This window comes from Collimonas sp. GW821-FHT02H07 (genome assembly GCF_059421505.1).
This window is the reverse complement of record NZ_JBWKVC010000001.1, coordinates 216642-237526: the sequence shown is the minus strand read 5'-3', so window position 1 is coordinate 237526 and position 20885 is coordinate 216642. Positions and strand designations below refer to the sequence as shown.

Genomic DNA, 20885 nt, shown 5'->3' with positions numbered 1-20885 from the left:
ACGACGGGCCAGGCGATCTGGAGCGTTAAATGCGGAAACAGCAGTTACGGATGGACAGCGGCGGCGCGGTCGCGCGCGCCAGAAGAAGAGAGTTGGGTTGGGCGTCAGTGGATTGGTCATTGACTTCGATATTGTGGAATACCAGCGTCAATGCGGCAGCCATAAAGGGCTGCACATGCGGCATCGGCGGCTTGTCCAGGGACTGGTTTCCGGCCTGGTCGTTGGCGTGGCAAAGGCTGGGCTGCGCCTTGTCGGCGCCGGCGCATCCGCTCATGGCCATATCGTCGTCCATGGACATGGACATCGATACCGATTCGTCGGCCTGTCCGAGTTTCAAATTCGGACAAGCGTATCCCGCCACGGCAAGCTGCATGAACAGCATGCTGACCAGCACGATGCATGCCGTAATCAAGCGGGATGAGCGAAAGAATTTCATGGTTTATAAGTTTTTGCTTAATTTATAGTAAGCAGCGACGATATTTCTTGTCAAGCGACCTAGCGCATTATCATCGTTCCCCCTGTGGGAAGGTCAATGATTATTTTTTGAAGCGGATTCCGTTCATGTCAGAGGCCGCAGCGGATCGAATCTGCGCAGCAGGGGCACGGATTCAGTCCATGACGGGGAAAAATGCGTGCTCAGCCCTATATGGGCAGCTTGGTCTCGCGCCTGCGGCGATCCTGCAATATCTGATGCCGCCGGCTGTCCTTCATTTTTTTCCACTCCCGGCACTCTTCCCGCGTCCGCAGGCAGGCGATGCAGAAGCCGGTTTTCCCATCAAATTTGCATATTTCAATGCACGGCGAGCCAGCACTCATGCGTGTACTTCGACAGTGATGTGCGACAGCCCCTTGAGCCGCCGCAGCACGCCGTGATAGAAATCGGGGCCGCGCGTCGATTCCTGGGTGACTATCGACACCACCGCCGCAAAGTGACCTGGGCCGAGGCGCCATACGTGCAGATCGATCAGCTTGTCTCCCGCCGTTTCGACTGCTGCGCGCACCTTGCCTGCCATCGTGCCGTCGGCGCTGACGTCCATCAGGTTGGCGCCGGTATCGCGGATCAGGCCGTATGACCAGTTTGCGATCACCAAGGCGCCGACGATGCCCGCCAGCGGGTCCATCCAGAGCCAGCCAAAGGTCTTCGCCAGCAGCAGCCCGATAATCGCCAGCACCGAGACGGCGGCGTCGGCAATGACGTGGATATAGGCTGCCCGCATGTTGTGGTCGCGCGTGTCGACGCCATGCCCGTCATCTGCATGATCGTGCCCGGCATGCTGGTCGTGTCCGTGAGAGTGACCGTGGCTGTGGCCGTGGCTGTGCCCATGATGGTCCGCACCGCTCAACAGCCATGCGCTGGCGATATTGACCAGCAAGCCGGCCACGGCGATGGGGATCGCTTCACCGAAGCGTATCGGCAGCGGCGACAGCAGGCGGTCGATCGCTTCATAGCCAATCAGCATGGCGATCATCGCCAGGATGATGGCGCTGGTAAATCCCGCGAGATCGCCCAGCTTGCCGGTGCCGAAGACAAAGCGCGGGTCGTTCGCGTGCTTGCGAGCGTAGGTATAGGCAAGCGCCGCAATCAGCATGGCGCCGGCGTGGGTCGACATGTGCATGCCGTCCGCCACCAGCGCCAGCGAACCGAATAGATGCCCGCCGATAATCTCGGCCAGCATCATCGCACTGCAGAGCGCAATGACAGCCCAGGTCTTGCGGCCGTTCTTGTCGTGCCCTTCGCCCAGGAAAACGTGTTCGTGCTCAGCCTTGAATGGCGCTTCGTAAAAGTCACTCATGGCAGGCTCACTTGAAATAGCTGTGGACGACATTGATAAGCTGCTCTTTGGCGTCTTCCTGCTCGCCGTCATGGGCCTCGGCATCGACCAGGTGGGTGCGGATATGGTCTTCCAGGACGACAGCCAGCAAGCCGTTCATGGCGCCCCGGCAGCTGGTGATTTGCTGGAGCACATCCATGCAGCCCTGCTCCTCTTCCAGGGCGCGCTCGATGGCCTCCAGCTGGCCGCGGATGCGCCGCACCCGGTTCAGGAGCTTTTGCTTGTCTTTGACGGTATGGCCCATGCTTTTCTTTCTACATATAGTATAGGGGGGTATACTATCGACAAGAACCGAAAACGTAAACTATCTTGTTAAAACAGTTGGCGTCATAGTTTGGGCAGCCAGCGGTGCGCTCCGCTTTGACAACTGTTGACAATGCCTGCGCCAGGCACGGCCCAGCCGTGATCGAGCATTTATCCAGGCATCGGCGCTGATTCCGGTCGCTAGCGCGCGTCAATGATGCATCAAGGGATAAATCGCCATCCCGATCAACGCCGCGCCAATCACGATGACGGGCTCAGGAAATTTCTTGAATCTCCATAGCAGCGCAGCAGTCGCAAGCGCCAGCAGCGCGGTCGGAATATCCGTAATCGATCTTTGCGCGATCACCACCACTGAACCGGCAATAGCGCCGATGGCTGCCGCTGTAATGCCATCGACGAACGCGATCAGCGCCGGCAGCTTGCCATATTTCTTGAAGTATGGCGCGGCGATGACGGTCGCCAGGTAGCAAGGAACAAAAGTCCCCACGGCTGCCAGGATGGCCCCGGGCAATCCGCTGATCAGGTAGCCAATGAAACCGGTAGTGATCACCACCGGCCCAGGAGTAATCATCGCGACGGCCACGGCATCGACAAACTGCCTTTCGGTGAGCCAGTGATGCTCCGTCACAACCCCGCCGTAGAGAAAGGGCACGATGGCCAGGCCCGAGCCAAAAACGAAGGCCCCCGCCTTGGTAAAGAACAGCGCGATTTGAATCAGGGTATCGGCGTCCGTTGCGGAGGCAAGGGCAATATTGGGTAGTTGCGCAGGCAGCAGCACGGCCAGACTTGATGCGCCGAACTTAGGCTTGCAACGAATCACCCAGACGAGTACGCCGGCGCCAATGAAGAGCAATGCGATTTCCGATTGCGTGATGATGGTCACTGCCGCCAACAATAGGAAGATGCCCCACAATAGTTTGTCGCGCCCCAGGTTCTTGCTCGCGAGCTTATGCGCACTGATGGCCATGATACCGATCACTGAAGCGCCCACGCCATAGAAAACCGATTGCATCCAGCTCAGCCCGCCGAACGCAACGTAGGCCCATCCCAGGGCGACCACCATCAAGAATGAAGGCAGCACGAATGCAAGCCCTGCCGCGGTCGCTCCGCGGATCCGGAAGTGCACGAAGCCCAAATAGATTCCCAGCTGCGCTGCCAGCGGGCCGGGTGCGATCTGGGCCAGCGCCAGTCCCTCCTTGTAATCGGATTCGCTGATCCAGCCGCGCCTTTCCACCAGGTCGCGGTGCATATAGCCGACCAGGGCGACCGGCCCGCCAAAGCCAAGCGTACCCAGGCGCAGAAAGTACAGGATCAGCTGCCACAAGGTGTAAGTCGGTTTGCTTGCTTCGTCCATGGCTGCTACGACTCCTGTTGCGATGCGGGTTCCTTTTGAAACGCGGTCAGCAGTCCGTCAAACACGTTGCTGGCTGCCGCCAGAAGCTGGTCGTCATCCGCGATGGCTTCACGCAGGCCGCCGAGGACGCTTTCAATCCCGGCAGATTCGGGTGGCGGCACGCCGCCGACATCCAGGTAATGCACCAGTGCGCCAAGCCGCTGGAGCGCACTTTGCTCAAGGCCGAAACTCGCCAGCAATACCTCAAAGCTGACGCGGCCGCCGACATGGCTGAAGGTCGCGCCATCGAAATCAAAACCCACGGCATCAGCAGGACAGTCGCTGGGGGACGCCAGCCACAGCAGCCGGGCTTGCGGATCGATAAAGCGCCGGATCAGCCAGGCGCAGGCCAGCCGGTCGACCCAGGGACGGCGGCGGGTTGCCCAAATGCGGCCCCGATACTGTTCCACGGACAGGCGGAAGATCGTGCCATCGACCGGATGAGGCTCGTCCGGCGCCAGCACACGCGCCGCCGTCAGCGCCAGTTCTTGCAAGACCGCATCGGTTTGCCGCAGGGCTTCGCCGGGGAAGAAATCAATATCGGCGACACTGGCAAAGGTCTTGCGCAACTTGCGGATCTGCTTCAGTGCATCCGGCGCCGTGTCGGCCGTCAAGGCTTCCCGCACTTTAGCGGCATCTGCCAGCATTCCTGCGTAGTCCTCGCTACGGTCGAACAGTCCGACGAAATCAATGCCGTCAGGTTCTTCAACGCGCAGCACCGTGGCAGTCCCTCCGCCTGACAGCACATCAGCCGCGACCGCTTCCAATACGTCGCGGCAGCGCTCCGGCATCAGATAAACGCCATCGCGCAACACGGCGGCGCCGGATGCCTTGAGCGCCCGCCATGCGCGCATGCGAATTGTCGCGTTTTCCGTTGGAAGGCTGGTAATGAGGACAACATATATATTCATGTAGATAATTCTACATATTCGTATGGATATCTACAAATTTTTCAATGGAAATCAAAAATAGGGAATATTTAACATCAGACGCGAATGTTCATGCCTTCGATATGGCGTTGGATCCAGGACCCGATAAAAATGCAAAAACCCGCATAAATGCGGGCTTTGGTCCCTCTGCTTCAGTATGAACTAGCAATTGCCTTTTTTCGCTTGTCCTGGCGGGCAATGATAGCGGCCTCCGTCGTCGTCGCGCCTGTCGTCGCCGCGACGGTCATCACGACGGCGCTCATATCGCTCTTCGCCTTGATGCCAGCCGCCGCGGCGCAACTCCCATCCATTGCTTCCCTGGCGCCATTCAGGCCGATCGTACTGGTAGCCTGCGCGCGCTCTTTCCCAATGACCGCCGGCCCAGACATGCCTGCCGCCATCCCAGTTCCAATAGCCGGGCGCCCACACGTAGCCGACGCGCGGCGGCGGCACCGGCTCATATCTTGGCGGCGGCGGCGGTGTTCCGATCGTGATGTTCACGCCTATTTGCGCCATTGCCTGGGTCGGCATGAAAGCTGCGGCGCCAAGTGCTATGAGCGCGGTCGCACAGAGGATACGTTTCATATTTGTCTCACACAGTTGTTTAGTATGACGAACTATATCTTTAATTTTTTCTGAATCAATCAATGATGCAATAATTCACATCTAAGACCAGCGTATTACACCTGTTAAAAATTGTTAATTAATGAATCCGTGAGCTTGCACTGCGCCAGTTCAGCGCCCCGTCGTATCTGTGGCACGACGAGGCGGCAACGCGGAAGCCGATCCTCAAATTCCGTCATTTTTTTAAATACCGAGCCGCCGTGTACTGCAAAGACAGCAGCACAACGTACACTAGCGGCCCCATGCCTGTTTTTTTCTGAACCATGACCATCACTATTGACGAACAGCTCCGTGCCTATATCGATCCCTTGACCGAAGACGAATTCGCTGCGCTGGAGCGCAGCCTGCTGGCCGAAGGGTGTCGCGATGCGCTGGTGTTGTGGGGCGATCTTCTGGTGGACGGGCATAACCGCTACGGCATCTGCCAGAAGCACGGCATCCCTTTCAACACCCTGCAGAACGACACCTTCCAGTCCATCGACGATGTACACCTGTGGATGATCGACAACCACCTCGGGCGGCGCAGCGTATCGGATTTCCAGCGCGGCGTGCTCGCCTTGCGCAAGAAAGAAATCGTCGCGGCGCGGCTGGCGCAGGCGCAAACCCGGCAGGCTTCCACCGAGCCGGCCGGGACGGCTTCCCCCGCCCAGTCCGGAGGCGATCCGCCATGGACCCGGGAAACCGTCGCGCGCGCCGCGCGGGTGAGCAGCGCGACCCTGGGGCACATCGAGAAAATTCAGAAGACCGCCGCACCGGAGCTGGTCGGCGCTGTAAAGTCGGGCATCATTTCCATTAACGCCGCGGCGGCCGTGGCGTCTTTGCCTAGCGAACAGCAGATCGCGGCGGTGGCAGGAGGCAAAAAGGAACTGCGCCAGGCAGCCAGGCAAGTGCGTGAAGCCCGGCTGCCACCCAAGCCTGAGCAGGAGGAACCGCCGAGCGACGCCACGCCCGAACAAATCGAAATTCATCGTTTGATGCTGTTGGTCGTTGCACTCACCGAAGAACGCAACCAGCTGAAAAAGAAAGTGCAGCATTTGACGATTGCACTTGCGGAGGCGCGCAGCGACCAATAGCGCGGCCGCTGCGGCCGGGATGATGGATGCAACAATGGAAAATACGCCATTGTTTTCATATCGAAATGTACTAGATTTATCACTCGGGGGAAGCGGCGCACGTTAGATAATTCTTTTGCAATCCGCTCGAATCGTTCTTTCGACGCCATGGTCGCTTGATCTGCTAAAGGGGAATGACATGAAAGAATTCCGGCAACTCGTCCGAAGGCGCTTCTTGTATGACGATATTGGGAGAGCAAGAAATACGGTGCGATTAATCGCGCTCATCTGGCTCGGTGTGCTTCTGGCAAGCCTGGTGGCCGGCGCAGAGCTGTGGCGCGACACCTGGAAGCGGTCAGCGGAATTTCAGATTTTCGCGCTTGGCGCTCTCGCTTGTGTCGCTATCTATTGGTTATGTTTTGCAAGAGATGAACTTGTACTGGCGGGCGATGTGCAGATCATTGCCGCCATCAGCGAAAAGCATCACAAAAAACTAAGGCGGCTGGCAAGGCAGCAGGATACAACTCTCGGCGACATCATTGAACAGCTGATGGATGTCATTGTGAACGCCAGATTTCAGGCGCTTAAATCATCAAACAACGCAACACTGAATTACGAATCAACGCTGGATCAGTAGCGTTAAAACCAGGTAACAGCGGGCCGGGGTAGCGATGCTCCGGCTTTTTATCGACCTTATTTATCTGCGCGCCCATATCGAAGAAGCATGAAGCAGAGATATCCAAGCTGTTCGCCAATGCTTTTTCCCGCGTGCGCGTGATAGTTTCAAGATGCTCGTGTGAACTATTTGTGTATCAGGAAACACAGATTATTTCACATTTTCAATTTTATTTATTAACAATTGTTAAACGGCGCCGAGTCCGATGGACTAAGGGTGCGCGGATCAGTAGGATGCCTTTTATTGTCATTCACGACCATATCTACGAGACGCATAAATGGAAACCTTAATTGAAGATAAATTTCTCAATGAGAGCGTCGACAAGATTTTAAAACTTGCAACGCTGACCTTATACGGCGTGAATGTTCGATGCGACGTAAGAATGGTGATCAACGACGTTCGCGACTATCTGGTGTTGATCAAGGCGGGAAATTTCCACGCCAATTTGAGGGCGTTCAAAAATGCTCTGACGGCTGTAGTCAATCGCACGCACCAGAGTTTGCCCGATTATAAGAAGACCATAGACTATGCGCTCTCCCTGGTTGCGACCAGCTCGACTTATTTCCGCGTGAATTCCAGTCAAATATATATATGACACGAGAGCGCTCCGGAAAGCTGAACGAGGTAACAATCCAAAATGAATCACAGGCATGACGTAATGAGAAAAGCGCAAACATTACTTACCATAGCTATCTCGGTGGGCTTATTTCTTTTCATATTCGCGCCGGCGATCTTTGCCATATCGCCCGCGTTTTTCAAGTGGTGCGTGTCGCATCCAATGCTCTCGCATTTTCCCGTCTTATTCCTACTGCTGCTCAGCCTTGCGTGGCTGGAAATATACAGCCGGCAAAACTGAGAGCAACTTCCTGCAGCCCTGCCGCGCCATGCAGCCGGATAAGCTTTCCGGCTCGCCAACGCGATATCGGCGTTAAACGGACCCCAAAAGGCCTGGTTAAATCACGCTGGTTGGCGTCAAGTAGACATCGTGATGCGCGGCAGTGCCGACATCCATGATGCCGGCCCTGCCCGCTTTTTGCGCTGGCACGGAGCGGCGGCATTCGAAGACGGTTTAAAAATCTACACGCACGCTCGCTTGCCGGCCATCAGCGGAGCGTCAGCAGTGTAAAATCCGCAACGCATTCGATATCTGCATTGAATGCATCTCTTTCGCTTCGAACACTTCTGCATGCGCCAGGCATGGCGCCTCAGCAGATCCATCTTCAGGACTCAAAATGGCAATGTGGCCGGTTCAACTTTGCATCATCATTCTTGCCACGGTGCTGTGCGGCGCGCTGGCCGAACGGCTGGGACAAAGCCGCGTGGTTGGGGAAATCGCCGCCGGCCTGATACTCGGGCCAGCGGTTCTGGGCGCGGTCAACACGGATTTTTATAACATCGTGTTCTCCCATGCGGCAATGCCGGCGATGTCGCAATTCGGCGAACTCGGCCTGGTTTTCCTGATGTTCCAGCTTGGGCTGCATCTGGACCTGAAAAGTCTCCAGGGACGCGTACCGATGCGCATACCGGTTGTGGTGGCGTTATCGGGAATCGTCTTCCCGTTCGCAATCGGCTGCGCGATTGCTGTCGTATCCAGAGCGGCGCTCGCACCGGAGGTCCCGGCTCTCGGCTATGTGCTGTTTTGCGGCCTTGCATTGTCCATTTCCGCCATGCCGGTGATGGCGCGCATCGTGATGGATTTGCAGATGGAAGGCAGGTTCACGGCGACAGTTGCATTGACGGCTGCATCCTTGACGGATCTGCTTGGCTGGCTGCTGCTGGCAATGATCACGGCGCTCTCGACCGGCAGCTTTACATGGCAGCATATAGCCCGCAATGTGACGCTCCTGCTGATTTTTTCCGCAGTCTCCATGCTGATAGCGCGACCGCTCTGGACCAGGATAATTGCCCGCCAGCCGGCGGCCAGCGTTACATCGCGCGTGTTGCCCGCCGTGATCTGCTATGTATTGCTATCTTCCTGGATCACGGCGGAAATCGGCTTCCACAGCGCATTCGGCGCCCTGATGGCCGGGTTGGTGCTGCGCGACCTGCCCGGGCTGAAAATTGAATGGCGCGCCAAGGCAGAGGGATTTGTAGCGCTGATACTGATGCCGGTATTTTTCGCGCTTGCAGGCATCCAGGCCGCCACGGGAAGTGTTTCTTTGCCAAATTTCTGGCTGTGGTTCGGCTTGTTCCTTATCGGCGGGATTGCCGGCAAGTTCGGCGGCAGTTATCTGGGAGCGCGCATGTCGGGCGTCGAACATCGCGACGCCAGCGTGATCGGCGCGTTGATGAATACGCGCGGACTGATGGAGCTGATCGTCCTGACGATTGGCTTGAAACTAGGGATTCTGCCGCCTTCCGTGTACACGATGCTTTTTATCATGGCGCTGGCGACTACGGCAATGACTGTTCCGATGCTGCGGCTGTTCGGGCATGGCGACCAGCATGACATAGCGGGCACAGGCGGAATTGCGGTGAAACAGCGCGGGGCATAAGCAAAATTGAAAGAAATGTTCCGCTCGCCGAACATGACGCAAAAGAAGGCCAGGGAGCAGCTTATGAACTGTAGTTGTTTGTAACAGCTAGCGAACAGCGCAAGCCAAAGGCGTATCATTCGCGCTGCATCGCCCTCCCAAGTCCATCACTGCCCTACTGTCTGTCACCGTATGTCTTCGCTTCCCGTTTCACTAGTGCCGTTGCGCAACGTAATTTCCATCTCATCGCGGCATGTCAAAAAGATCATTTCCAACTTGATCGTGATTTTCGTGACGATCGGCGCCACCGGCTGCGCCATCGAACCGGTTCCCATGTCGCCTCAAACTGCCGAGCGTTTGAAATCTCAAGCGCCAATCCGCTTCCTGCTGACTTTCGATGACGGCCCGGCCAGGCCAAGGACTGACAATCCGACACTGTCCATACTGAACACGCTTGCGCACAATCCGCTGCAACCCGGCATCAAAGCCCTCTTTTTTGTGCAAACCCGATCGTCTGGCGCTGGCGAGACGGACTTTGGGCGCAACATAATGCGGCAGGAAACCGATGAAGGGCATTTGCTTGGCTTTCATACCGCCACGCCACATCATGCAAACCATCGCTTCCTCAACCCCGAAAAATTCGCGCAATCGCTAAACGATGGCATCGCCGACATTACCTCGATCCAGGGCAGTCCGCCGAAGCTGGTCCGCCCGCCGTTCTGGAACTACGACAAGCGTACTTTTGCCGCTTACCAGCAGCAAGGCATGCACGTTTTGCTGACGGATCTGAGCGCGAACGACGGCAAGATATATGGCATCAAGGCCAGCCTGAGAAGGCGCTCCAACATGCTGCATCTGTTGACTGACGTGCGCGAGCGGATTGCGGCAGGCGAATTGCCGGCGGTCGATGGCAGCATCCCGGTGGTGGTGAGTTTTCACGATGTAAATAGCTACACCGCCGATCACATGGCGGAATACTTGCAGATACTGATGGATTGCGCAAGCGCGGTCCAGCTGCCGACTGCAAGCAAGCCGTTTTACGACGACAAGGCCGCGCTGGAGCGCGCTGCCTTGGCAAGAAGCGTACGCGACAGTGCGCAAGTCGTGCACCTGCCCGGGTTCTGGAGCTGGCTGTGGGATTAGGTGCCGGCAACCGCTGTTGCCCGGCGCCACAGCAGCGGCAGGCCGCGGCGCAGGTCAACGCTGGCGCGTATAGACATACTCCATACTCGAAAGCGAGAAATTCCTTGAGGCTTTATCCCCCTAGCGGGGTCAGGTAAAGCTGGCCTACCTGCCGATTGCTTTCCACCTCGCCAACGGCAAGCCGATACCCGAATGCCGCGTTCCAGGCGGCGCCCTGCTGCGGCGCTACAAAACCACCCCCATCGAGCTTTATCCCTATCAATAATACCGTTACGCGCTGCGGGATTTTCCCACATCCGCTATCGATTGAATTTGATGATAAACACAGCCATGACTGTAACGTTTGCCAGTTGAAAAATAACCGGAAATCCCGTCTCATTGACCTCGCGTTCTCCTATCTACTTTTGAAATAGAAAAACCATGACAGCAGAATATTGGGATATGAAGTTTTCCAGGACACCTATTGTGAGGACTGTCGATGTCAGCCATAACTCTATAACCCTGGCGTGGTCGGCTCCTGTCATGGATCGAACGATCACTGCTTATCAATTCATGGTTAGAAAGGGCGATCCCAGCGGCCCGCAAGTGCCGACCGATGTACTGGCCGATACGAATAGTTTTCCTCCTTATCGGCACGTCATCGCCTCGCTTACGCCAAAAACGGTCTACTACATTCAAGTACGGGGAGTCGATTCTGATGGTGATGCAAGCAATTGGTCCAGGCAGCAAGTTTACAAAACATTGTGAAGCGCTATCTTCCCTGCGCTAAATGCGCCACGGTTTTGCCATTCGAGATATTCACGTATTTGTCAGATGATGATGTGCCAAGAAATTCAATTAACTAAAGAATTTTCACCTCCAAGGACACAATGAAATCGATTAAATACACCGGAAAACTTAGCGACGATCAATGGGATAAAGTGGCGTACATCCTGTCGCGAACGACCAGGCTGGATTTAACTCAACATGAATATCGTGCGTTTGTTGAAGCCGTATTGTGGGTAATCTTGAATAGAAAAGCCTGGGCCGATATTCCGCCCCATTTCGGAAACCCGAAAAGCATTTATACGCGGTTTTATCGATGGAACGAAAACGCACTCTGGCATCTTTTGGCGCGACGCTCAACTCATGATCAAGAACTGCATCAAATGCTGGCGCAAATCAATGATCGTTGCGATTTCTTGAACAGGAGAAGGGAATTCCGCTCGCAAGACCGGATCGACAACCGGAAAAAAAATAGCGCTACCCTTGCAAATCACCAAAATGGCGTAATAGCGCATCAGGAATCAACGTCCGATCCGTCGCACTAACGCTGGGTAAAGTCATGGCCGATAGCGATGCCCGTGACAAAAGAAAAGAGGATGCCGAATGCTGGCATCCTCTGGAAACTGATGCAAAACGGCTGTCACTCGCTGCCATCAATGTCGCGTGGCGGCGTCAATCCGGTGAAATCCCCGATGGCTTTTGCGTCGTACGGACCGTTCAAGCGGTTCAAGCCGTTGCCGGCGACATTGAGCGCTCCCTGCTGCAACACGATTTGCTTGGCTGGCGTGACCTCAATGACGCGATTATTGAATTGATCGCTGATCAAGGTGTTGCCATTTTCCAGGCGAACCGCGCGCGTGGGCAAGGGATTGGGATTGCTACCGGCCAGTGTGTTGGTGGGGTACTGCCACACGATCGCATCGTTGCCATCGACTTCGACGATGCGGTTGTTGTTGGAGTCGGTAATCAGGGTATGGCCGTCAGGCAGCCGGCTGGCGAAGGCAACTCCGCTCAGCGTCCCGCCGGCGGTGAATTGCCTGACGATCTGCAAATCGGTGGTGACTTCGATGGCCCGGTTATTGTTTTCATCGGCGATCAGGATATTGCCGTTTTCCAGTTGCTCTGCGCTGTTAGGATTGTTCAATTGATTCGGGCCATTGCCGGCAACGCCAGTGCTGCCGTATTGCCATACCAGCCGGTGAGCGCGATCAACCACGATGATGCGCTGGTTCGCCTGGTCGGTGATGATCACATGCAGGCCATGGCGACGCTGGAACTGCGGCAGCACCGCCGCCTGCACCGGTGTATTCAACTGATTAAAGCCGGCGCCCGCCACGCCACCGTTCTGACCGTATTGCCAGACGATGCCGCCACTGTGATCAATCAAGATTACGCGGTTGTCAGGACAGCCATTGACCGGATCGGAGCAGCCCGGCAACGGCGGGGAGCTGGGCGGAATGCCGGTGCCAGACAGCAAGGTGAAAGCGCCGACGCGTTCGGCATCGTTGATGCCGACGATGCTCTGCGGCCCAGGCTTGTCCGCACCGTTACCGAACTGCCAGACAATTTGGTGGGTACGTGGATCGACCTCGATGACACGATTATTGAATTGATCGGCAATCAGCCAGTGGCGCGCCAGCGCAGTTTCATCTGCAGCGGCAACGCGAGGAATGCCGGAAATCAATCCGACCAGCACCACGCCGACGGCAAGCTTGAATGCAAGATGATGATATTGCGATGAATCAGGGGGATGGTGGAAATGCAGCATGATAGTCTTCTCCTTGTTATTGGAAAAAATTATTCTTTGATACATGCCATATTGCGAGTCCCCATCTCCAGCAGATACAAGAAAAAGAGAGGGGCTATCTATCATACTCTTCCCGGCAAGCGGGAAGCGCATGTTTTGACGCACGCTGAATCACAGCGCAATCAGGCGCCGCAACTACGTTGACAAGCGCCGCACTACCCTGCATTCAAATAATTCCCACAAAGAATTGCCGCCTCATTCGACCATCATTCGATCTGTTGAATGGACGATTTCGATGCCGCATCGACACATGCGCGTGACCGTGCGAAGCCGCTGGATGGTCGAAGCCCATTGCCGCACGGTATTTATAAATTTTGCTAAAGCCGATCCGGGCCATGGACAAATTTCATCTCGATTACTAAGATGAATTCATGTCATTTCTTCTACGAATTTTGTTTTGGGAGTTCGCTATGGACGCGCATATCGAAGAAGAATTGATTAACGAGTACATCCATAAAATTCAAGCATTGGCAGTCCTGGCTTTGTACGGACAAAATGTTGACTCATCCATCAAATCCGTCATCAGCGAAGCATGCTATTTCTTCTTTTTACAGAGATCCGACGCGACGGCGAATCTCGTGGCGTTCCAAAGCCGACTGACAAAAATGGCCAATGTCGTGCATTACAGCCTGCCGGAATACAAAAAGCCTTTGGAATATGCCGCCTCGCTGGTTGCCATTTACCCACTTTAACGAAATAAATGATCGACAATGCGGCTCGGATGCAAGATCCGATGCTGCGACCAGTTCACACCCCAACGCCGTCAAATCCTACCGATACACGAGCACCGGTATCTTGCTATGTGTTAAAACTTTCTGCGCTTCGCTGCCGAGCAACAGGCCTTTCACTCCTTTTCGGCCATGCGACGCCATGGTGATCAGGTCGCATCCGTTGTCATTGGCCGCCTTGATGATTTCTTCATAAGGGTGGGCGCCGATTGCATACGTAGTATTGCAAGATACGCCGGCCACACTGGCGGCGTCTTCAATGGTTCCAAGCAACCGTTCCGCTTGAACCCGGCTGTGTTTGGCGAAATCATCTTCTGTCTCCGCCAGCATTTCCATCTGTAAAGACAATGCATGGTATGGCGGACTCACGTAAAAGCCGGTCACCTTTGCGTTGATGCTTTTGGCGAACCGCATGGTATTTTGAATTGCAATTTCAGATAATGGAGAACCATCGATCGGTAGTAGAAGATGCTTGTACATTGCGTCCCCCCGGGTGAATGAGTACTTTCAGTTTATGATGCGATTGATCGATTCGCAACATTCATGCAGACCGGCGGCTTACATTTTTATTGAAACGGTTAGAGACTCATGTTCTTCCGTGCGCTCATTGCCTTCGTTGCCCTGCCAGGCGTGGTTGCCATCCTCGTCCCGCTGACTTGGCTCTGGTCCACTGCGCACGCCATTCTCGTTCACCCTTTGGGTCTCGTGCCTCTGACAGTTGGCTTCGCAGCCCTGCTTTGGTGCGTATGTGAGTTCTATGTCTCTGGAAAGGGAACGCTTGCTCCCTGGGCGCCGCCAACTCGCTTGGTTGAAACAGGGCTCTACCGTTACTCGCGCAATCCCATGTATATCGCGGTGACGTTGACATTGCTCGGCTGGGCGGCCACGTTCGGCTCCCTCGGGCTACTCATTTATGCCTTCATCGTTGTCGTGGCATTTCATCTGCGTGTGGTGTTCGGCGAAGAACCTTGGCTGTCGCGCATGCACGGCAGTCAGTGGGAGCAGTACAAGAGCCGAGTTCCTCGCTGGCTGTGGTGAGCGTAGTTTGCGGACGCTTTGGTCGTTGCCCGATGCAGCGACTTCCGCCATTCCCCGCAAATGCAAGCTATGCCGGCAATGCCGGATAAATCAAACCCGGCATCAAACAAGCTGGTCAGTAATGCGAACGTGAGCATCAGTGATATGGAAGCCATGCTTCTCGATGTCGTCCAGGCACTCTCCCGAATCAACGCCTGGAGTCGGTTTATCCCGGCTCAGTTCCAGCTGCTTAAATGAAACCCAGGGAGCGAACCTTGCAGGCAGATTCGCGCCCGTCTCGGCTGCAGTAAAACCAAACACGCGGCCGGGGCCTCGAAAAATATAGACGAACATTGTGTTCACTCCTGTGGTGGAAAATCCCTCTATCCGCCTTGGCGGCGCATCAATCTATGGCCAAGGAAACACGGGCACACTGCTTGACGACCTCTTCCTGCATTGCGAAACAGCGTAACCAACGACAATTTCAGCGACAGAGCCTTGATGCTGCTTAAGATTCTGTATCATCGCCGGCGGCTTTGAACAGTTCATCAAGGGGATTAGATTTCTTTTGGATCCGCGCGACGCCTCGACGGCTTGAGAATTCCTCTTCTATGTTGTCGCGGTAATAGCTCCATGCCGCCCCCGAAGTCGACAGCCGGCGCCAGACCTCGTTCCCGACACCCGAATAATCAATGACGCTTCCGTCGTCGAGTTCAACCCGCAGCGTACGCTCCCGCGGCTCATATCCAATGGCACGTAGCTTCCCGGCATTAATGCGCTTCATCTCCATGACTGCCTCCTGTATATATGCATGCCGCGACCCCCATGGTAATAGAAATTCACTATTGCCGTTCATGCGACTACATCAATGATGCCGAGTCAAAGACGGCCAAGGAGGATACCCATCCTTAAACCGTCTGCGCATTTGCAAACGTCGACACGGACAATTACGTAACGGCCATGTCAATTTGGTAACGGGAGTAAATCCAGAACGCGTTGCCCGGCAACCGGGCCATGCAAATGTTATTTACTGTTTGTAGGAAATGAATTGACGCTACGGAACACTGCACCCGGAAAGCTGGCCGCCTTGAGCTGGTCGCGACAGCCTGTTTTCTCCCCGCAACAGCCGATGAAAGTTCTCAAAAGCCGACATTCGAAAGGCGCGTGATCAATGTGCGGTATAAGTCTGCAAGCGAAATGCTAAGTGGTGAAGTGGTGCGTGAGCGGAGTATCGAAAGCCCAGTTCTTTCTTTGTCGGGGCCGTTCAAAACGACGGTGGCTAAAGTGAATGAAGGCGCTACAACTTGGAGAAAAAGATGAAAATCGAAGGCAACTGTCATTGTGGCGCAATCGCGTACGAAGCCATTGTCGACCCTCAAAAGGCAAGCCTTTGCCACTGTGCAGATTGCCAGACGCTCTCTGGCGCACCTTTTCGCGCGAGTGTTCCCGCCGCGTCTGCGGACTTTCATATTTTGCGTGGCCAGCCGAAAATTTTTATCAAGACAGCGACATCCGGCGCGAGACGTGCTCAGGCGTTTTGTGCTGATTGCGGTACCCCGATTTATGCGACTGCCGCTGAAAATTCAACGCAGTACAACGTGCGACTCGGCGCGGTGGCGCAGCGCGCTCAGATCCCCGCACTCAGGCAAAGTTGGTGCAGTTCAGCGCTTGCTTGGGCCCAGAACATCACGGGGCTACCGGAATCTTCGTAGCGGTGAAGTTCGAAAAGATTTTTTTGCTGGGCCATAACAATGGCTTCAAAAGGACGATAGCGGCGCCCCTTTGGCGTCATCATGACTGTCCGTTCATGGCCGGCTTCTGCCTGCCGCATAGCCGGAAACGCCAGTCAACGACCGGAAATCTATCTATCATCGCAGCAATATTTCCGTCCATCCAATCATGACAGAACAGGTTTCTGAAAATACCTGAAATCACAATCGCGTATTCAATAGTAATGATGGAGAACATACTCCTGATACATTTCATCGACAATCCAGGCCGCGATGACGGAGAACGGAATCAGCAGAACAAGTACCCACCCAAGTTCCATAAAATAAAATCACCTTTCGATGAACCCTCTTTCAATGAACGCACGTTCAGACTAATAAACCCTGTACCAATTACAAGTCCGCGTTGATATCCTTTTTTCATGGACATTGCACACAACCGCCACTCTCAGCCATTTGCGTCAGTCAATATTTCATGTGCTTGCTTAGCTCGTTTCCATATCACTTTTCTGCGGGGGCGGATGCGCGAAAGTGGTCATACTTGCTTTGAAGGGAAAGCACGATCGACCACTTCTGGCCTACTGCTGTCTGAACAGCCAATCGCAGTCGCTCATTAACCGCTGGTGCTTTCTTTTCCATCGTGGCTTCCCTCAATTACAACAAATAATTATGCGCCGGTAGGATTCCATCAAATCAACTATCGATTGAATTTGACAAGAAACACAGCCAAGACTGTGACGTTTAGCAGTTGAGAAATAACCGTAAATCCCCGTTTCGTTGACCCCACGTTCCTCCCATCTATTTTTTTAAATAGAAAAATCATGGCAACAGAATTTTGGAATATTAAATCCCCCCCCTCGAACGACGCTTAATATATACAGTGCTGTTTTTCCGAGCGGCGCGTTTGCCTAAAGCAAACGAACCGGATTCGGTCAAATTTGTAGCCGCCCTCCGCTTGCTTGAGGATGGCGTTCATTTAGTGGGAGGGGTTACCGATCCAATCAATGAAAGCCAATGCGATGTCGAATCCTCCATCAAAGAAGTAGGCTCCTTCGTGTTAATTCGCGGCATCGCATGAGATCTACGATTGATTTCTCGCTTCGCTTTCCTAATATTCCTTTCTTCTCGCATTTTTTTTTGATGATCACAGTGAGAAATAATTTTCCCCACTAACGTATACAAATCCGGATCATCACGCAAATTTTCAGCCAGTTGTTGCCAGTGTCCACTTACGTACCATCGCCTAACACGCATATAGATAGCGTTCCATTTTCCAAATTTTGGCGGCAAATTCGCCCAAACATTCGCATCAGAAACAAACCAAAGTACAGCGTCAATAAACAATCTGTTGTCACGGGCATGACTCCCAGGATCCCCGATTTTTCCTAACATTAGGAGCTCCAGTTTTTTCCATTGATCGTCTCTGAGCTTTGCGCCTAACTCACATTCAGAAATATTCATCAGCAATCTCATTTCAATTTCTTAGACTCATTGCATTCCGCGCAATCCACTAACCAGAAAATTAACTGACATCACATTGCAATAGTCCAAAGAAGAACTCAGCAAATCACGCAAACTCTCTGCATTTTTAAAATTAGAAAACGCGTTTTCACATAGGGACCATAAACATGCAAATAAAAGGGTGGGCTTCATAATGAAACCCACCTCATCATCTGCAGAATCTGGCTTTTTAAACCAAAAAATATATTTTTCCAAGCCAGATTATTTAAAATTCATCCTGGCGCTACTTACCTTTCAATTTTTATCTGGTCAAATTTATTCTCATACCTACCAGGAGTACCCCACGCCAGCATTAACCAGCGTACGAGTACCAGAGGTTGTACTAACGCCGAATTTTATGACTGTGCTTTGATTAACACGAGCGCTGGCCCCGATAGCTAAAGCCGTGTAACCAGCATAACTACCTATTCCCGCAGTTAGCGCAAATGTCTTGCCATAATCAACTTGCGGAAGACCAGCCAAAGCCCCAGCCATTGCCACTCCGCTATATGCGATGCGCTGAACATTTCCAACCTGATTTTGCACGGTCGTCAATTGCGAGACATTCACAGCATCCGTTGGATTGACACCAGGCGCAACGTTGGTGATACGCCGTTCACTTCCAGGAGAGCCTACCGATACCGTATTGTCTTGATCAGCTATCGAACCAGCCCCCAGTGCAACCGAATTGCTTGCTGTTGCTTGAGCGCCCGCCCCCATCGCTACCGAATTATTCCCAGAAGCCAACGAATTTTGACCAATCGCGACGGTCGGATCACCAGTGGCCTGAGCGTTATTACCAATTGCGACAGATCCAGCCTGAGAAGCTAAAGCACGAAAGCCTACGGCAGTTGTATTGGCACCGATTGCTTGCGCATTCGAACCATACGCTGTTGCGCCATCTTTGGCGGCTTGCGCGCACAGGCCTGTAGCAGTGGCATCGACGCCGTTGGCAGTGGTGCATGTCGCAGCCGTGACATTCTTAATTGTATTGCCGCTCGCGCCGCGGGACTGTACTGTACCGTCGCTATTGGCCCCGCCGATGGTAGTGACGCCAACCGTTGCACCATTCGCTGCTGCTACATTTGCTGCATCCGCGATCGGCTTCAGTGACGTCGGTAAAGGTCCCCCACTGACGCCGAGCGAGGTAAGTTGACTCAACCCCGTGGAGATAGACGTCAATCCGGTTGAAAGTGACGACACATTGTTATTGGTCGTATTCAGGCTGGTTGACAAGGACGACACGCCACTATTTGCAGTGCTCAAGCCCGTGGAAGTCGAAGTCGATAACGAAGCAACATTGCTGATTGTCGTGCTCAACCCCGTCGATGTCGACGTCGACAGCGATGCCACACTACTGTTCGTAGTACTCAACCCTGTCGACGTTGAGGTTGACAACGAAGTTACATTGCCATTAGTTGTACTAAGACCCGTCGACAGTGAATTGATACCGCTCGTCGCGGTGCTCAAACCTGTTGAGGTGGAAGTCGACAATGATGTCAATTGGCTGAAATTCACAGCATCTGTTGGATTCGCACCAGCAGCAACATTAGTAAGTGTCACTGGTGTCGTAGCTCCTACACCACCCAAAGTAATCTTAGTATGGCCTGCATTGTCATATTGCACCGAGTTAGCAATTCCAGTCGACAGCGATACGATGCCCGTGGAGGTCGATGTTGATAGCGACACAATGCTATTGTTGGTCGTGCTCAGACCTGTCGACAACGAGCCAATATTGCTTGCGTTAGTACTGATACCCGTGGAGGCAGATGTCGACAGCGACGTTACACTGTTGTTAGCCGAACTCAAGCCGGTCGACAAGGATCCAATTCCACTGGCTGCTGTGCTTAGACCAGTCGAAGTTGAAGTCGACAGTAATGTGACGTTGTTGTTGGTTGTGCTCAAGCCAGTGGAAGTCGAAGTCGACAACGAAGACACGTTGCTATTCGTCGTGCTCAAGCCTGTGGAAGTCGAAGTCGCCAGCGACGACACATTGCTGTTAGTCGTGCTGAGACCGCTAGACAGTGATGTGACGTTGCTGTTGGTCGTACTCAAACCGGTCGATGTCGATGTCGACAGCGACGACACGCTGCTATTCGTCGTGCTCAAGCCGGTCGACGTAGAAGTCGACAACGAAGACACACTACTGTTAGTCGTGCTCAGGCCGCTGGACAGCGAACCAATGTTGCTGGCGTTGGTGCTGATGCCCGTGGAAGTCGAAGTGGACAGCGACGACACGCTGCTGTTGGTTGTGCTCAGACCAGTGGAAAGCGAACCAATGTTACTGGCGTTGGTGCTGATGCCAGTCGAAGTCGAGGTCGACAACGAAGACACATTGCTGTTAGTCGTGCTGAGACCGCTAGAGAGTGATGTGACGTTGCTGTTGGTCGTACTCAAACCGGTCGATGTCGATGTCGACAGCGACGACACGCTGCTATTCGTCGTGCTCAAGCTGGTCGAAGTTGACGTCGACAGTGACGACACGTTGCTGTTGGTTGTACTGAGACCGCTGGACAGTGAAGTGACGTTACTGTTGGTTGTACTCAGACCAGTTGAAGTCGATGTCGATAGTGACGACACATTACTGTTAGCCGTGCTGAGACCGCTGGACAGCGATGTGACGTTGCTATTGGTCGTACTCAAACCGGTCGATGTCGATGTCGACAGTGACGACACGCTGCTATTCGTCGTGCTCAAGCCGGTCGACGTAGAAGTCGACAACGATGACACGCTACTGTTAGTCGTGCTCAGACCGCTAGACAGCGAACCGATGTTACTGGCGTTGGTGCTGATGCCCGTGGAAGTCGATGTCGATAGCGACGACACGCTGCTATTCGTCGTGCTCAAGCCAGTCGACGTAGAAGTCGACAACGAAGACACGCTACTGTTAGTCGTGCTCAGACCGCTAGACAGCGAACCGATGTTACTGGCGTTGGTGCTGATGCCCGTGGAAG

24 protein-coding genes are annotated in these 20885 nt (G+C 54.1%); 11 read left to right on the top strand and 13 right to left on the bottom strand.

Annotated elements, in window-relative coordinates; genetic code table 11:
- Positions 1 to 25: 25 nt before the first annotated feature.
- The 7 genes from AC07V8_RS00945 to AC07V8_RS00915 form a co-directional block, all read right to left on the bottom strand.
- Complete coding sequence (locus AC07V8_RS00945) at positions 26 to 394, bottom strand: hypothetical protein (RefSeq protein WP_494677068.1); 369 nt, start codon at positions 392 to 394, stop codon at positions 26 to 28.
- 248 nt (positions 395 to 642) lie between these two features.
- Positions 643 to 816, bottom strand: coding sequence for a DUF1289 domain-containing protein (locus tag AC07V8_RS00940; RefSeq protein ID WP_494677069.1), 174 nt, complete (start codon positions 814 to 816; stop codon positions 643 to 645).
- Entirely contained in the window at positions 813 to 1793 is a 981-nt protein-coding gene (dmeF, locus tag AC07V8_RS00935) for a CDF family Co(II)/Ni(II) efflux transporter DmeF (RefSeq protein ID WP_494677070.1), read from the bottom strand. Before dmeF ends, AC07V8_RS00940 begins: the two co-directional genes overlap by 4 nt.
- 7 nt (positions 1794 to 1800) lie before the next feature.
- Positions 1801 to 2076, bottom strand: coding sequence for a metal/formaldehyde-sensitive transcriptional repressor (locus AC07V8_RS00930; RefSeq protein WP_494677071.1), 276 nt, complete (start codon positions 2074 to 2076; stop codon positions 1801 to 1803).
- Positions 2077 to 2286: 210 nt separating this feature from the next.
- A complete protein-coding gene (locus tag AC07V8_RS00925) occupies positions 2287 to 3450 on the bottom strand; it encodes a chromate transporter (RefSeq protein ID WP_494677072.1) in 1164 nt (387 codons plus the stop codon).
- A gap of 5 nt (positions 3451 to 3455) precedes the next feature.
- Positions 3456 to 4343, bottom strand: a complete 888-nt coding sequence (locus AC07V8_RS00920) for a chromate resistance protein ChrB domain-containing protein (protein WP_494721441.1) — start codon at positions 4341 to 4343, stop codon at positions 3456 to 3458.
- 237 nt (positions 4344 to 4580) lie between these two features.
- On the bottom strand, positions 4581 to 5003 hold the full coding sequence (locus AC07V8_RS00915; RefSeq protein WP_494677073.1) for a YXWGXW repeat-containing protein: 423 nt from the start codon (positions 5001 to 5003) through the stop codon (positions 4581 to 4583).
- A gap of 302 nt (positions 5004 to 5305) precedes the next feature.
- Here AC07V8_RS00915 and AC07V8_RS00910 point away from each other — a divergent pair, with 302 nt between their 5' ends.
- The 7 genes from AC07V8_RS00910 to AC07V8_RS00880 all read left to right on the top strand — a co-directional run bounded on the left by AC07V8_RS00910 (position 5306) and on the right by AC07V8_RS00880 (position 11697).
- Complete coding sequence (locus AC07V8_RS00910; protein ID WP_494677074.1) at positions 5306 to 6115, top strand: ParB N-terminal domain-containing protein; 810 nt, start codon at positions 5306 to 5308, stop codon at positions 6113 to 6115.
- A 178-nt stretch (positions 6116 to 6293) separates the two neighbouring features.
- Positions 6294 to 6731 carry a hypothetical protein gene (locus tag AC07V8_RS00905; protein WP_494677075.1) on the top strand — a complete coding sequence of 146 codons (438 nt, stop codon included), beginning with the start codon at positions 6294 to 6296 and terminating at the stop codon, positions 6729 to 6731.
- Positions 6732 to 7047: 316 nt separating this feature from the next.
- The gene (locus AC07V8_RS00900; RefSeq protein ID WP_494677076.1) at positions 7048 to 7365 is read left to right on the top strand and encodes a hypothetical protein; all 318 of its coding nucleotides are present in this window, start codon (positions 7048 to 7050) and stop codon (positions 7363 to 7365) included.
- A 637-nt stretch (positions 7366 to 8002) separates the two neighbouring features.
- On the top strand, positions 8003 to 9265 hold the full coding sequence (locus AC07V8_RS00895; protein WP_494677077.1) for a cation:proton antiporter: 1263 nt from the start codon (positions 8003 to 8005) through the stop codon (positions 9263 to 9265).
- A 354-nt stretch (positions 9266 to 9619) separates the two neighbouring features.
- A complete protein-coding gene (locus tag AC07V8_RS00890; RefSeq protein ID WP_494721448.1) occupies positions 9620 to 10387 on the top strand; it encodes a polysaccharide deacetylase family protein in 768 nt (255 codons plus the stop codon).
- Between the two features lie 420 nt (positions 10388 to 10807).
- Positions 10808 to 11134 (top strand): fibronectin type III domain-containing protein, encoded by a 327-nt coding sequence (locus AC07V8_RS00885; RefSeq protein WP_494677078.1) that lies wholly within the window; start codon positions 10808 to 10810, stop codon positions 11132 to 11134.
- Between the two features lie 122 nt (positions 11135 to 11256).
- Positions 11257 to 11697, top strand: a complete 441-nt coding sequence (locus AC07V8_RS00880) for a transposase (protein ID WP_494677079.1) — start codon at positions 11257 to 11259, stop codon at positions 11695 to 11697.
- Positions 11698 to 11792: 95 nt separating this feature from the next.
- On the opposite strand, the gene AC07V8_RS00875 is transcribed toward AC07V8_RS00880, so the two are convergent.
- Positions 11793 to 12920: an NHL repeat-containing protein gene (locus AC07V8_RS00875; protein WP_494677080.1), complete on the bottom strand. Its 1128-nt coding sequence runs from the start codon at positions 12918 to 12920 to the stop codon at positions 11793 to 11795.
- A 449-nt stretch (positions 12921 to 13369) separates the two neighbouring features.
- On the opposite strand from AC07V8_RS00875, the gene AC07V8_RS00870 reads away from it, so the two are divergent.
- The gene (locus AC07V8_RS00870; protein WP_494677081.1) at positions 13370 to 13651 is read left to right on the top strand and encodes a hypothetical protein; all 282 of its coding nucleotides are present in this window, start codon (positions 13370 to 13372) and stop codon (positions 13649 to 13651) included.
- 78 nt (positions 13652 to 13729) lie between these two features.
- Here the strand turns inward: AC07V8_RS00870 and AC07V8_RS00865 are convergent, their stop codons facing one another.
- Positions 13730 to 14167, bottom strand: coding sequence for a universal stress protein (locus tag AC07V8_RS00865; RefSeq protein ID WP_098493032.1), 438 nt, complete (start codon positions 14165 to 14167; stop codon positions 13730 to 13732).
- Positions 14168 to 14275: 108 nt separating this feature from the next.
- On the opposite strand from AC07V8_RS00865, the gene AC07V8_RS00860 reads away from it, so the two are divergent.
- The gene (locus tag AC07V8_RS00860) at positions 14276 to 14725 is read left to right on the top strand and encodes a methyltransferase family protein (RefSeq protein ID WP_494677082.1); all 450 of its coding nucleotides are present in this window, start codon (positions 14276 to 14278) and stop codon (positions 14723 to 14725) included.
- A 102-nt stretch (positions 14726 to 14827) separates the two neighbouring features.
- Here AC07V8_RS00860 and AC07V8_RS00855 read toward each other — a convergent pair whose 3' ends face one another.
- Positions 14828 to 15058 carry a hypothetical protein gene (locus AC07V8_RS00855; protein ID WP_494677083.1) on the bottom strand — a complete coding sequence of 77 codons (231 nt, stop codon included), beginning with the start codon at positions 15056 to 15058 and terminating at the stop codon, positions 14828 to 14830.
- Positions 15059 to 15212: 154 nt separating this feature from the next.
- A complete protein-coding gene (locus AC07V8_RS00850) occupies positions 15213 to 15494 on the bottom strand; it encodes a KTSC domain-containing protein (RefSeq protein ID WP_494677084.1) in 282 nt (93 codons plus the stop codon).
- Positions 15495 to 16020: 526 nt separating this feature from the next.
- On the opposite strand from AC07V8_RS00850, the gene AC07V8_RS00845 reads away from it, so the two are divergent.
- Positions 16021 to 16416: a GFA family protein gene (locus AC07V8_RS00845; protein WP_494677085.1), complete on the top strand. Its 396-nt coding sequence runs from the start codon at positions 16021 to 16023 to the stop codon at positions 16414 to 16416.
- Between the two features lie 987 nt (positions 16417 to 17403).
- Here AC07V8_RS00845 and AC07V8_RS00840 read toward each other — a convergent pair.
- Positions 17404 to 17892 (bottom strand): transposase, encoded by a 489-nt coding sequence (locus AC07V8_RS00840; RefSeq protein ID WP_494677086.1) that lies wholly within the window; start codon positions 17890 to 17892, stop codon positions 17404 to 17406.
- Positions 17893 to 18085: 193 nt separating this feature from the next.
- Between AC07V8_RS00840 and AC07V8_RS00835 the strand changes: the two genes are divergently transcribed.
- On the top strand, positions 18086 to 18304 hold the full coding sequence (locus AC07V8_RS00835) for a hypothetical protein (RefSeq protein ID WP_494721440.1): 219 nt from the start codon (positions 18086 to 18088) through the stop codon (positions 18302 to 18304).
- Here AC07V8_RS00835 and AC07V8_RS00830 read toward each other — a convergent pair.
- Positions 18220 to 20885: YadA family autotransporter adhesin (locus tag AC07V8_RS00830; protein WP_494721447.1), on the bottom strand; the 2666-nt coding region annotated here is incomplete at its 5' end. The two genes, AC07V8_RS00835 and AC07V8_RS00830, sit on opposite strands and share 85 nt — an antisense overlap.

What these genes read in the sequence shown, in the direction of transcription:
- AC07V8_RS00940 (WP_494677069.1), bottom strand. Translation starts at nt 816, where the DNA reads ATGAGTGCTGGCTCGCCGTGCATTGAAATATGCAAATTTGATGGGAAA.
- dmeF (WP_494677070.1), bottom strand. Translation starts at nt 1,793, where the DNA reads ATGAGTGACTTTTACGAAGCGCCATTCAAGGCTGAGCACGAACACGTT.
- AC07V8_RS00930 (WP_494677071.1), bottom strand. Translation starts at nt 2,076, where the DNA reads ATGGGCCATACCGTCAAAGACAAGCAAAAGCTCCTGAACCGGGTGCGG.
- AC07V8_RS00925 (WP_494677072.1), bottom strand. Translation starts at nt 3,450, where the DNA reads ATGGACGAAGCAAGCAAACCGACTTACACCTTGTGGCAGCTGATCCTG.
- AC07V8_RS00920 (WP_494721441.1), bottom strand. Translation starts at nt 4,343, where the DNA reads ATGCGCGCATGGCGGGCGCTCAAGGCATCCGGCGCCGCCGTGTTGCGC.
- AC07V8_RS00915 (WP_494677073.1), bottom strand. Translation starts at nt 5,003, where the DNA reads ATGAAACGTATCCTCTGTGCGACCGCGCTCATAGCACTTGGCGCCGCA.
- AC07V8_RS00910 (WP_494677074.1), top strand. Translation starts at nt 5,306, where the DNA reads ATGACCATCACTATTGACGAACAGCTCCGTGCCTATATCGATCCCTTG.
- AC07V8_RS00905 (WP_494677075.1), top strand. Translation starts at nt 6,294, where the DNA reads ATGAAAGAATTCCGGCAACTCGTCCGAAGGCGCTTCTTGTATGACGAT.
- AC07V8_RS00900 (WP_494677076.1), top strand. Translation starts at nt 7,048, where the DNA reads ATGGAAACCTTAATTGAAGATAAATTTCTCAATGAGAGCGTCGACAAG.
- AC07V8_RS00895 (WP_494677077.1), top strand. Translation starts at nt 8,003, where the DNA reads ATGGCAATGTGGCCGGTTCAACTTTGCATCATCATTCTTGCCACGGTG.
- AC07V8_RS00885 (WP_494677078.1), top strand. Translation starts at nt 10,808, where the DNA reads ATGACAGCAGAATATTGGGATATGAAGTTTTCCAGGACACCTATTGTG.
- AC07V8_RS00880 (WP_494677079.1), top strand. Translation starts at nt 11,257, where the DNA reads ATGAAATCGATTAAATACACCGGAAAACTTAGCGACGATCAATGGGAT.
- AC07V8_RS00875 (WP_494677080.1), bottom strand. Translation starts at nt 12,920, where the DNA reads ATGCTGCATTTCCACCATCCCCCTGATTCATCGCAATATCATCATCTT.
- AC07V8_RS00870 (WP_494677081.1), top strand. Translation starts at nt 13,370, where the DNA reads ATGGACGCGCATATCGAAGAAGAATTGATTAACGAGTACATCCATAAA.
- AC07V8_RS00865 (WP_098493032.1), bottom strand. Translation starts at nt 14,167, where the DNA reads ATGTACAAGCATCTTCTACTACCGATCGATGGTTCTCCATTATCTGAA.
- AC07V8_RS00860 (WP_494677082.1), top strand. Translation starts at nt 14,276, where the DNA reads ATGTTCTTCCGTGCGCTCATTGCCTTCGTTGCCCTGCCAGGCGTGGTT.
- AC07V8_RS00855 (WP_494677083.1), bottom strand. Translation starts at nt 15,058, where the DNA reads ATGTTCGTCTATATTTTTCGAGGCCCCGGCCGCGTGTTTGGTTTTACT.
- AC07V8_RS00850 (WP_494677084.1), bottom strand. Translation starts at nt 15,494, where the DNA reads ATGGAGATGAAGCGCATTAATGCCGGGAAGCTACGTGCCATTGGATAT.
- AC07V8_RS00845 (WP_494677085.1), top strand. Translation starts at nt 16,021, where the DNA reads ATGAAAATCGAAGGCAACTGTCATTGTGGCGCAATCGCGTACGAAGCC.
- AC07V8_RS00840 (WP_494677086.1), bottom strand. Translation starts at nt 17,892, where the DNA reads ATGAATATTTCTGAATGTGAGTTAGGCGCAAAGCTCAGAGACGATCAA.
- AC07V8_RS00835 (WP_494721440.1), top strand. Translation starts at nt 18,086, where the DNA reads ATGAAACCCACCTCATCATCTGCAGAATCTGGCTTTTTAAACCAAAAA.